This window comes from Bacteroides sp. AM23-12 (assembly GCF_003434395.1).
Classification (GTDB): Bacteria; Bacteroidota; Bacteroidia; order Bacteroidales; family Bacteroidaceae; genus Bacteroides; species Bacteroides thetaiotaomicron.
On sequence record NZ_QTLF01000022.1, the window covers coordinates 24,944 to 37,147 of the forward strand.

9 protein-coding genes are annotated in these 12,204 nt (G+C 41.2%); 8 read left to right on the forward strand and 1 reads right to left on the reverse strand.

Annotated elements, in window-relative coordinates; all coding sequences use genetic code 11:
* Positions 1-6 precede the first annotated feature (6 nt).
* Positions 7-843: a hypothetical protein gene (locus DW640_RS16525; protein ID WP_054959749.1), complete on the reverse strand. Its 837-nt coding sequence runs from the start codon at positions 841-843 to the stop codon at positions 7-9.
* A gap of 622 nt (positions 844-1,465) precedes the next feature.
* Between DW640_RS16525 and DW640_RS16530 the strand changes: the two genes are divergently transcribed.
* From DW640_RS16530 to DW640_RS16565, 8 genes are all read left to right on the forward strand, one after another.
* A complete protein-coding gene (locus DW640_RS16530) occupies positions 1,466-3,625 on the forward strand; it encodes a glycoside hydrolase family 97 protein (RefSeq protein ID WP_117578722.1) in 2,160 nt (719 codons plus the stop codon).
* 164 nt (positions 3,626-3,789) lie between these two features.
* Positions 3,790-5,199, forward strand: coding sequence for an amidophosphoribosyltransferase (locus DW640_RS16535; protein WP_117578723.1), 1,410 nt, complete (start codon positions 3,790-3,792; stop codon positions 5,197-5,199).
* 119 nt (positions 5,200-5,318) lie between these two features.
* The gene (gene pepT / locus DW640_RS16540) at positions 5,319-6,542 is read left to right on the forward strand and encodes a peptidase T (protein WP_016268216.1); all 1,224 of its coding nucleotides are present in this window, start codon (positions 5,319-5,321) and stop codon (positions 6,540-6,542) included.
* Between the two features lie 49 nt (positions 6,543-6,591).
* Positions 6,592-7,677, forward strand: a complete 1,086-nt coding sequence (gene gcvT, locus DW640_RS16545; protein WP_048697282.1) for a glycine cleavage system aminomethyltransferase GcvT — start codon at positions 6,592-6,594, stop codon at positions 7,675-7,677.
* Positions 7,678-7,989: 312 nt separating this feature from the next.
* On the forward strand, positions 7,990-8,721 hold the full coding sequence (locus tag DW640_RS16550; protein ID WP_048697279.1) for a hypothetical protein: 732 nt from the start codon (positions 7,990-7,992) through the stop codon (positions 8,719-8,721).
* The gene (locus DW640_RS16555; protein WP_048697277.1) at positions 8,721-9,152 is read left to right on the forward strand and encodes a hypothetical protein; all 432 of its coding nucleotides are present in this window, start codon (positions 8,721-8,723) and stop codon (positions 9,150-9,152) included. Before DW640_RS16550 ends, DW640_RS16555 begins: the two co-directional genes overlap by 1 nt.
* Positions 9,153-9,435: 283 nt before the next feature.
* Positions 9,436-11,709, forward strand: a complete 2,274-nt coding sequence (locus DW640_RS16560) for a cation:proton antiporter (protein ID WP_008764744.1) — start codon at positions 9,436-9,438, stop codon at positions 11,707-11,709.
* Between the two features lie 49 nt (positions 11,710-11,758).
* Positions 11,759-12,184, forward strand: a complete 426-nt coding sequence (locus DW640_RS16565; protein ID WP_055229013.1) for an HIT family protein — start codon at positions 11,759-11,761, stop codon at positions 12,182-12,184.
* Positions 12,185-12,204 lie beyond the last annotated feature (20 nt).

The window sequence follows — 12,204 nt, forward strand, 5'->3', positions numbered from 1 at the left end:
TTCCCTTTATTTTGAGTATTTCTGTTTCTGAAATTTCTTTTTTTCACGTTTGCTCATTTCAAGCATGATCAGTTCATCATCTGTGGCGGATTTATAGGCTGTTTTCTCCTCCAGTTTTACATCCCCCTTGTCTGTGCGGAATACAGGAGTGAAGTGAGAATATGGATAGCCTAAGAACCCGTTTGCATCGAATTTATTGTTATCAAGAAAAAAATAAGAGATGGATACTCCGAGTACTCCGGCTATTCCAATAGGTTGCCCGGTCATGACTTCTTCACCTGTCTGGATGAAGTTTTGACGCATCATAAGGTAAGCGGCAAAGGTATGGTCGGGGTGGTATATCAACAATTGCTGTGGCAGCACTGTCGCACAGGCGACTCCTCTGCGGGTTGCATAGACGGTGTCTCCTTCCTGAATTTGGAATATCATAGTTTTGGCAGATTCCTGAGGAGCGATCTGCCATTGTGTTTCTTCGCCGGTCTTTACAGGAAGTGCATAAGGAGTACTGATCCGAAAGTCTTTGGGGAATTGACCGCGGAAGAACATATACCTGCTTGAAGTCTTGAAAGAATTGCTGGCATTGGAGCCTTTCTCTATTCTGAATACCGTGTTCTTTCCGGGGTTCAAATTGTATGAACGGTCATTTTCGCGGAAAAGGTAGTAACTGCACAGGTCTCCGTTGTAATAGTTTAATTCTGTTCCTCCTTCCGGAGTTTGCTCCCATTTCGATTCAATAATGCGCGGAGGCATTTCCATTAATTTTCGCAGAGACTGTGCGGAGACATAAACGGTAGATAATGTTGTAAGAAGTAACAATGTCGTATATCTGAAGTGCTGTGTCATAATAGTAATATTAGATTATGTGTTATGAAGTAAGATATTCTGCTTGCAAATTTATCAATTATATGCTAATATCATAGCATACTTTGAACTTTTTTGTCTCTGGTATTCAGATTAAGATGTAAATTCTGGGATAATTCTATCCGAACCCATGCGGATATTGTATTTTGAACTATATTGTATTCCTTGTCATTGGGCGGTTGTTAGTGTTTTATCCGGCTGTCTTTTCTATGATATCCTGCTTCTATTTGTATCTTTTCTACCTTTCATCTTTATCGTTCCACTAGGGTGAACAGGCCTGTTTACTCTAGTGGTGAGAACTCTTCACAAGAGTGATGAGATCTGTGCACTGGAGTGGAACGATGGTTATATCCCTTCAAAAATACAGTATTAATAGATGATATACATATCCCTATACTATATGTTATATACAAAGTAGCGGTAGATTCTTGCTCCATGTAAGCACTATATTTTTTCTGTTGGAGTACTTTGGTATATGTTTCATTGACAGGTGTTTATCAGTATTGAGATATTCAAAAACGCTATATTTTAATTATAATCCGAAGTGACGCTTGCTATTCCTCACTACATTTGCCATATGATTATTAACTAATTCATTTATATCATGAAGAACATGAAAATATTAACTACGGCAGTACTCTGTCTGTTACTCTCTTTTTCTATGGGTGCAACGGCAATGGCAGAAAGTATCACTTCTCCTGACGGACAATTAAAACTGGATTTTTCGGTCAATGCTCAGGGAGAACCGGTATACGAACTTTCTTATAAAGGAAAGGGAGTGATTAAACTATCAAAGTTAGGACTTGAGTTGAAGAATGATCCGGGACTGATGAATGGGTTTGCGTGCATCGATACAGAAACTTCCACCTTCGACGAAACTTGGGAGCCGGTGTGGGGAGAAGTGAAATCCATTCGCAATCATTATAATGAAATGGCAGTCACACTGAATCAGAAGGCGCAGGACCGGAATATGATCATCCGTTTTCGGCTTTACAATGACGGATTAGGTTTCCGCTATGAGTTCCCGCAGCAGAAGAATCTGAATTATTTTGTTATAAAGGAAGAACATTCGCAGTTTGCCATGACGGGTGACCATACTGCCTTCTGGATTCCAGGAGATTATGATACCCAGGAATATGATTACACAGAATCCAGACTAACGGAAATCCGTGGACTGATGAAAGGAGCTATTACCGACAATGCTTCTCAAACGTCTTTTTCACCAACAGGCGTACAGACATCTCTGCAAATGAAAACAGCCGATGGTCTGTATATTAACCTGCACGAAGCTGCTTTGGTGGATTATTCCTGTATGCATCTCAATCTTGATGACAAAAAACTGATTTTCGAATCATGGCTGACACCGGATGCAATGGGAGATAAAGGTTATATGCAGACACCCTGTCAGTCTCCGTGGCGTACGGTGATTGTGAGCGATGATGCACGTGATATTCTTGCTTCCAAGCTGACCTTGAATCTGAACGAACCATGTGCTTATCAAGATGTTTCTTGGATTAAACCGGTGAAGTATATCGGTGTGTGGTGGGAGATGATTACCGGAAAAAGCAGTTGGGCATATACAGATGATGTTTATTCCGTCAAACTCGGACAGACGGATTATTCAAAGACAAGCCCTAACGGACGTCATGCTGCCAACAATGACAAAGTAAAACGTTATATCGACTTTGCAGCGCAACATGGTTTCGATCAGGTATTGGTAGAAGGCTGGAATGAAGGCTGGGAAGATTGGTTCGGCAAATCAAAAGATTATGTGTTTGATTTCGTCACTCCCTATCCGGATTTCGACGTGAAGATGCTGAACGCATATGCTAAAGAGAAAGGGGTGAAGCTGATGATGCATCATGAAACATCTGCCTCCGTGCGTAACTACGAACGCCATCTCGATACAGCCTACCAATTTATGGTTGACAACGGATATAATGCCGTGAAAAGTGGTTATGTTGGCAATATCATTCCTCGGGGCGAACATCACTATGGACAATGGATGAACAACCATTATCTATATGCCGTGACGAAAGCCGCCGATTATAAAATCTGTGTGAATGCGCACGAAGCTGTACGTCCTACAGGATTGTGCCGTACTTATCCCAACCTGATCGGCAATGAATCGGCACGGGGAACGGAATATGAAGCTTTTGCCGGCAATAAACCTTTTCATACTACTTTGCTTCCATTCACTCGTCAGATCGGCGGCCCGATGGATTATACACCGGGTATTTTCGACACGAGAATTTCTTTTCTGGAAGGGGAGCATAGCGTTGTACGTACTACTCTGGCGAAACAACTGGCCCTTTACGTAACAATGTACAGTCCTTTGCAGATGGCTGCCGATCTGCCGGAAAGTTATGAGCGTTATCCGGATGCTTTCCAGTTTATTAAAGATGTAGCTTTGGACTGGGATGACAGCAAATATCTGGAAGCCGAACCGGGTGATTATATTACAGTAGCCCGCAAAGCAAAAGGAACCAATCATTGGTTTGTTGGCGGCATTACTGACGAAAACTCCCGTACTGCCGCGTTTACTCTTGATTTTCTGGAACCGGATAAAGAGTATGTAGCTACCCTCTATGCCGATGGAAAAGAGGCTGACTACGAAAAGAATCCGACTTCCTATCAGATAAAGAAAGGGATCGTGACGAATAAAACGAAGATGTCCGTCAAGCTGGCACGCAGCGGTGGTTTTGCATTGAGTCTTATCGAAGCAACTCTATCCGATCAGAAATCAATTAAGAAATGGAAATGAGACGCGACTAAAACGATTGTTCAATCTTCTTTGTATTTTTAATAAAATTTAGAAGTACTCCGCAAAGAAAATTAAAACTTTGCGGAGTGCTTTTTTTATCGGATGGATTCTTTTTTGTACTTTTGCGCCATCTTTTTTTAAACATTATCAATAAAGAGAACAACATGGGAGGTTTTTTCGGAACAGTCTCGAAATCGAGTTGCGTGACTGATTTATTCTATGGTACAGATTATAACTCACATTTGGGTACAAAGCGGGGCGGACTCGCGACTTATAGTCAGGAGAAAGGATTTATTCGCTCCATTCACAATCTGGAAAGTACATATTTCCGATCCAAGTTTGAAGGAGAGCTTGATAAATTTAAAGGCAATGCCGGCATAGGCATTATCAGCGACACAGATGCACAACCCATTATCATCAATTCCCACCTCGGCCGCTTCGCCATCGTCACAGTTGCTAAAATATCGAATATCCAGGAACTGGAAGAAGACCTTCTCAACCAAAATATGCACTTCGCCGAACTTAGTTCGAGCAATACCAATCAAACGGAACTCATCGCACTGCTTATCATACAAGGAAGAACCTTCACCGAAGGTATCGAGAACGTATTCAAACATATCAAGGGTTCTTGTTCTATGCTGATTCTGACAGAGGATGGCAGCATTATCGCGGCCCGTGACCAATGGGGACGTACTCCGGTGGTGATCGGGAAAAAAGATGGTGCGTATGCCGCTACCAGCGAGTCATCCAGTTTCCCGAATCTGGATTATGAAATCGAAAAGTATCTGGGACCGGGGGAAATAGTACGCATGTATCCCGATCATATCGAGCAGCTTCGCCAACCGAATGAAGGAATGCAGATTTGTTCTTTCCTTTGGGTGTATTATGGTTTCCCGACCTCTTGTTATGAGGGCAAAAATGTAGAAGAAGTCCGTTTCACCAGTGGAATGAAGATGGGACAGAAGGACGAATCGGAAGTGGATTGTGCCTGTGGTATTCCTGATTCGGGAGTAGGTATGGCGTTGGGATATGCGGAAGGTAAAGGAGTTCCTTACCATCGTGCCATTTCAAAATATACACCGACATGGCCTCGTAGCTTCACACCGAGCAATCAGGAAATGCGTTCGCTGGTTGCAAAGATGAAGCTAATTCCGAATCGTGCCATGCTTCAGGGAAAGCGTCTGCTGTTCTGTGATGATTCGATTGTGCGTGGAACACAGTTGCGTGATAATGTGAAGATTCTATATGATTATGGAGCGAAAGAGGTACATATGCGTATCGCTTGCCCTCCGTTGATCTATGCTTGTCCGTTTGTGGGTTTCTCGGCTTCTAAGAATGCTTTGGAGTTGATTACCCGTCGTATTATTAAAGAACTGGAAGATGATGAGAATAAGAATCTGGAGAAATACGCCACTACGGGGTCTCCCGAATACGAGAAAATGGTTAGTATCATAGCCGAGCGTTTCGGACTGACTTCATTGAAATTTAACACGCTTGAGACTTTGATTGAAGCTATCGGGCTGCCGAAATGTAAAGTGTGTACGCATTGTTTTGATGGTAGCAGTCACTTTTAAGTAATATACTGAGAAAAAAGAGCCGTGAATTGTTTGTCAATTCACGGCTCTTTTTTTACCTTTACGGCACTATAAACTATCAAAATGTAAATTGCAAATCATTAAATCGTAAAATAGATATGACTTTAGTAGACAGATTTTTGAAGTATGTGAGCTTTGATACACAGTCGGATGAATCAACAGGGCTTACTCCCAGTACTCCGAAACAGATGGTATTCGCTGAATATCTGAAGACTGAACTGGAATCTTTGGGGTTGGAAGATATTACTTTGGATGAACATGGCTATCTTTTTGCCACGCTTCCTGCTAATATAGATAAAAAAGTACCCACTATCGGGTTTATCGCTCATATGGATACAAGTCCCGATATGACAGGAAAAGATGTAACTCCACGTATTGTAAAAGGCTACGATGGGACGGATATAGTGCTTTGTGCCGAAGAAAATATCATTCTTTCTCCTGCACAATTTCCGGAACTGCTCGATCATAAAGGAGAGGATTTGATTGTAACAAACGGCAAGACGCTGCTTGGTGCGGATGATAAAGCGGGAATTGCCGAGATCGTATCAGCAATCGTTTATCTGAAAGAACATCCCGAAATCAAACATGGAAAGATTCGTATCGGTTTCAATCCGGATGAGGAAATCGGTGAAGGTGCGCATAAGTTCGATGTCGGGAAGTTTGGCTGCGAATGGGCGTATACGATGGATGGTGGTGAAGTAGGGGAACTGGAGTTTGAAAATTTCAATGCTGCCGCTGCAAAGATTACTTTTAAAGGACGTAATGTACACCCCGGATATGCAAAGAATAAGATGATAAACTCGATTCGTGTCGCTAATCAGTTTATCGCAATGTTGCCATCGATGGAAACACCGGAGCAGACTGAAGGGTATGAAGGATTCTATCATCTGATCAGTATTCAGGGAGATGTGGAGCAAAGTACAGTGTCTTATATCATTCGCGACCATGACCGTGCCAAGTTTGAGAAACGCAAGGAAGAAATAAAACGTCTGGTTGCGGAGATCAACACCGAATATGGAGAAGGTACGGCGACACTAGAGTTACGTGACCAATACTATAATATGCGTGAGAAAATAGAACCGGTGATGCATATCATCGACACAGCTTTTGCAGCCATGGAGGCGGTAGGAGTGAAGCCGAATGTGAAGCCGATTCGTGGCGGTACGGATGGAGCGCAGCTATCATTCAAAGGTTTACCCTGCCCGAATATTTTTGCCGGCGGTCTTAATTTCCACGGACGTTATGAGTTTGTTCCTATTCAGAATATGGAGAAGGCAATGAACGTCATTGTGAAGATTGCCGAACTAGTAGCTTCTAAGTGATTACATTCCACGAATATCAATTTATTACTTAAAACTTAATACACAAAAAATGAAAACCACTCCGTTTACAGAGAAACACATTGCATTAGGTGCTAAAATGCACGAATTTGCAGGCTATAATATGCCTATCGAGTACTCTGGAATTATTGATGAACATCTGACTGTTTGTAATGCAGTCGGGGTATTTGATGTATCCCATATGGGAGAATTCTGGGTGAAAGGGCCGCAAGCGTTAGCCTTTCTTCAGAAGGTGACTTCCAATAATGTGGCGGCACTTGTTCCCGGTAAGATACAATATACCTGCTTCCCTAATGAAGAAGGGGGAATTGTAGATGACTTGCTGGTATATTGCTATGAGCCGGAAAAATATCTGCTGGTAGTGAATGCGGCCAATATAGAAAAGGATTGGGACTGGTGTGTTTCTCATAATACGGAGGGGGCGGAACTGGAGAATTCTTCCGATAATATGGCGCAGCTTGCTGTTCAGGGTCCGAAGGCTATTCTTGCTTTGCAGAAGTTGACGGATATTGATCTGTCGGCTATTCCTTATTATACATTTACCGTTGGCCGGTTTGCGGGAAAAGAGAATGTGATTATCTCCAATACCGGATACACCGGTGCCGGAGGTTTTGAACTTTATTTCTATCCGGATGCTGCCGAGGCGGTATGGAAAGCTGTATTTGAGGCGGGGGAAGAATTCGGTATCAAGCCGGTAGGGCTGGGTGCCCGTGATACGCTTCGTCTGGAAATGGGATTTTGCCTTTATGGCAATGATCTGGATGATAAGACTTCACCGATCGAAGCTGGATTGGGATGGATCACTAAGTTTGTGGAAGGTAAGGAGTTCATCAACCGTCCGATGTTGGAAAGGCAGAAGGCAGAAGGAACTACCCGTAAACTAGTTGGTTTTGAAATGATTGACCGAGGCATTCCTCGTCACGGCTATGAATTGGTGAATGTGGAAGGAGAAGGTATAGGAGTGGTGACTTCCGGTACAATGTCTCCCACTCGCAAGATTGGTATTGGCATGGGATATGTGAAACCGGAATATGCCAAGGCAGGTACGGAGATCTGTATTGATATGCGTGGACGTAAATTGAAGGCAATAGTGGTGAAGCCACCTTTTAGAAAATAAAAAGATTTTTCCATTCTATAGGCATAAAAGGAGTATCCCTCCCTTTATGCCTATTATATATTGGCAATGTTTGTACTTGAGGGTAAGAATGAATTGACACATACGAAACAAGAAGGATAGAATATCTTTATCATAAATATATTTTGGATATTGGATAAAACTCTAAATGGATGTAAAAGTGGAAGGTGAAATCATTGTGGTAGTATAATTCTTTTTAATATTAACTTCTTTTCTTTCAATAGATTGCATACACTAAAGATAGTTTCTTATATTTGAAAACTTATTGTTCGTACACACAAAAAACTATTAACTATGAAGTCTATTCTATTTTTAGCAATTGTCTTATTATCTTTATCTTTTCAGAGTTGTAAAGATAATCTTAGTGTTCCAACTCCCGCAAGTCGCAACTACCAGCAAGATGCTGCGGTGTTAAATGAATTTGTTGATATAAATAAAACTACGCATGAATATTATATCAATTCTAATAAACGCAATTCTGTATTATCGTATATAACTAATGTGGATGTAGAAGAGTTAAATTCCGTCAACTCCCTTAATCTTAGTATCTTTAAAGAAAGTATTAATCAAGTAAATAGTAGGTGTGGACAGTTGGCGGCCTCTCATGGCGTAGATTATATTGTGATGATAACAGAAAATGAAATATACATTAGTCAGATAAAGGATGATTCGCCAATTGAATTGAAGAAAAAACAGTTTGATAATGGTAGATATTCTTCTACAGTAGCGTCACTGAACGTAACGGATTATAAGGAGAGTTATTATATAAATAAAAGTAATTATATCGAAACATCTATAGAATTAAATCCACAATCTTATAAGAATGCAGGTTGGGCATTCTACGTAACCTGCCACATTAGAAATATTGACAATAAGGAGACACCAAGAGTGCTATTTTGTGGAATTGGTTATAATATCAATCCTTGTTTTGAATGGTCTGTAACTCAGGGAGATTATGCAGAATGGAATTTTGAAACGACGAGTTTAAATGCTCCCTGTATTGCAAACTTCAAATTCTTACGTTGATGAAAAGTAGGATTTTTGTATCACTCGTTTTTATCATGGCTTTTCTTATGACAGGCTGTGTGGAGAAGACCGGATATTATACAAAGGCGGAAGATGATGTCATATCTCTGATATGTGATGTAACATGGGCTAGTCAAAAAACAGTCAATGATGCTGACGAGACGATTCAAGGGCTGTATACGTTTAGAAGAGATGGTACGTGTACTCAAACTTTAATTGTAACTGATAAAAACGGAAAAGAACAACGACGTGTTGTTAATATGAGATGGGCTTTTTATGATCAGAGTTCCAGTACAATTTATTTTGGTTCGGATCATTATTGGGATATAGAAGAACTTACAACCAAGAAATTTGCCATTTATGACCGATGGGGAGAATATGGGGAAATAAATATGTCCAGAGAATATAAAGAGTTTACTCCTTTAGAATAATTTGATAGTTTTCAAATATCTACGATAAATAATTCTCATATCCTTTTATCAAATTCAACGGAAAAATGAAGGTTGTGGTTCGGGAATTAGTATCATAAAATGAAGTCGGTAGTTTATCTATTAAAGGATAGGCTATCGATTTTTTACATAATTAATAATGTTTTATATAAGTAATTAGATGTTTTGTGCGGGCTGTTTGTTGCCATTGGTTTAAAACATATCCGTGAATCTGTTGTTTATACGATAGATTTATTTTAATTTTGTCACCAAATACGATGAAACAATGTCTCAATTACCTACACTCATTGCCGATCTTGCGCTGATATTGATCTGTGCCGGCGTCATGACTTTGTTGTTTAAGAAGTTAAAGCAACCTTTGGTGTTGGGATATGTGGTTGCCGGTTTTCTGGCAAGTCCGCACATGCCTTATACACCATCAGTAATGGATACCGCCAACATTAAGACATGGGCGGATATTGGCGTTATCTTCTTGTTGTTTGCTCTTGGTCTGGAGTTCAGTTTTAAGAAAATCGTAAAAGTCGGAGGTTCTGCTATCATCGCTGCCTGCACCATCATCTTTTGTATGATATTGCTGGGGATAGGTGTCGGTATGGGATTCGGCTGGCATCGGATGGACAGTCTGTTTCTAGGTGGTATGATTGCGATGTCTTCTACTACTATTATTTATAAGGCGTTCGATGACTTGGGACTGAGGAAGAAGCAGTTCACCGGGCTTGTACTGAGTATTCTGATTCTAGAGGATATACTGGCTATTGTATTGATGGTGATGCTTTCTACGATGGCGGTAAGCCATAACTTTGAAGGCACCGAGATGCTGGAGAGTATTGGTAAACTGCTGTTCTTTCTTATTTTGTGGTTTGTAGTAGGTATCTATCTGATTCCGGAGTTTTTGAAGCGTTGCAGGAAACTGATGGGAGAGGAAACTCTGCTTATCGTATCATTGGCACTGTGTTTCGGTATGGTAGTGATGGCAGCCAATACAGGGTTCTCTGCTGCATTCGGTGCGTTTATCATGGGGTCTATTCTGGCAGAAACAATCGAAGCGGAATCTATTGACCGGTTGGTGAAGCCGGTGAAAGATCTTTTTGGCGCAATTTTCTTTGTATCGGTGGGGATGATGGTCGATCCTGCAATGATTATTGAATATGCAATACCTATCATTGTAATTACGATCGCAGTTATTTTGGGGCAGGCTACCTTCGGAACATTCGGCGTGATTCTTTCCGGCAAACCCTTGAAGACGGCTATGCAGTGCGGTTTCAGTTTGACTCAGATTGGTGAATTCGCATTTATTATAGCTTCATTGGGTGTATCTCTGCACGTGACGAGCGATTTCTTATATCCGATAGTGGTAGCAGTTTCTGTGATAACCACTTTCCTGACTCCTTATATGATTCGTCTGGCTGAACCGGCTTCTTCTTTTGTGGATGCTCATTTACCCGCTTCCTGGAGAAAGTTCTTAATGCGTTATTCTTCGGGCTCGCAAACAGTACTTAATCATGAGAATTTGTGGAAGAAGCTGTTGCTGGCAATGGTACGCATAACTGTGGTATATTCAATAGTCAGTATATCCATTATTGCACTGTCTTTCCGTTTTGTCGTCCCATTCTTTAAGGAGAACCTGCCTCATTTCTGGGCATCATTATTGGGGGCTGTTTTTATTATCCTTTGCATTTCGCCTTTCCTACGTGCTATCATGGTGAAGAAAAACCATTCGGTGGAATTTATGACCCTGTGGCATGATAACCGTGCCAATCGTGCACCATTGGTGTCTACTATTGTCATACGTATTATGATTGCGGCGTTATTTGTCATTTTTGTGATATCGGGATTGTTTAAGGCATCTATTGGATTGATTATTGGAGTGGCTGTGCTTGCAGTCTTGTTGATGGTATGGTCGCGTCGTTTGAAAAAGCAATCTATATTGATAGAACGGCGTTTCTTTCAAAATCTGCGTTCCAGAGAGGTGCGTGCAGAATATTTGGGAGAGAAGAAACCCGAATATGCCGGACGTCTGTTATCTCATGATCTGCATTTGGCGGATTTGGAGATTCCGGGGGAATCCACTTGGGCGGGAAAAACGTTGATGGAACTAAATTTGGGAAAGAAATATGGCATTCATATCGCTTCTATCTTGCGGGGAAAGAGAAGGATTAATATTCCCGGTGGCTCGGTGCGTCTTTTTCCTATGGACAAGATACAGGTAATAGGAACGGACGAACAATTGAATGTATTTAGCAGTGCCATGCAAAGTGGTGCGAAGATAGACTGGGAGATGTATGAGAAGGGAGAGATGACTTTGAAGCAGTTCATTATTGATGCAGACTCCGTTTTTCTGGGTAAAACAATCCGTGAATCGGGTATACGGGATAAGTATCATTGTATGATAGCCGGTGTGGAACGGGAAGATGGCACTCTGATGGTGCCGGATGTAAATGCACCGTTCGAAGAGGGGGATGTAGTGTGGGTTGTTGGTGAAAAAGAGAACGTGTACCAATTAGTCGATCAAAAAAACGAAAAAATACAGGTGAAATAAAAGCAGAACGACTATTTTTGCTTTGTCAAAACATAAAAATAAGAATATCATGAAGAGTGATCCAAAAGAATGTCTGTATTGCCAGAACAATGAAACGTTGCATAATCTGATGATTGAGATTGCGCAGCTTAGTGTATCACGTGTGTTTTTGTTTAAAGAGCAAACTTATCGGGGGCGTTGCCTCGTTGCTTACAAGGATCACGTAAATGATTTGAACGAATTGAGCGATGAAGACCGTAATGCATTTATGGCTGATGTGGCACGTGTTACCCGTGCAATGCAGAAAGCTTTCCAGCCGGAAAAGATCAACTATGGTGCTTACTCAGATAAATTATCTCATTTGCATTTCCATCTGGCTCCGAAATATGTAGACGGACCTGATTATGGCGGTGTATTTCAGATGAATCCGGGAAAAGTTTATTTGACCGATACTGAATATCAGGAGCTAATTGATGCTGTGAAAGCAAATCTGTAATCAACAGTTGGTAAAATAAT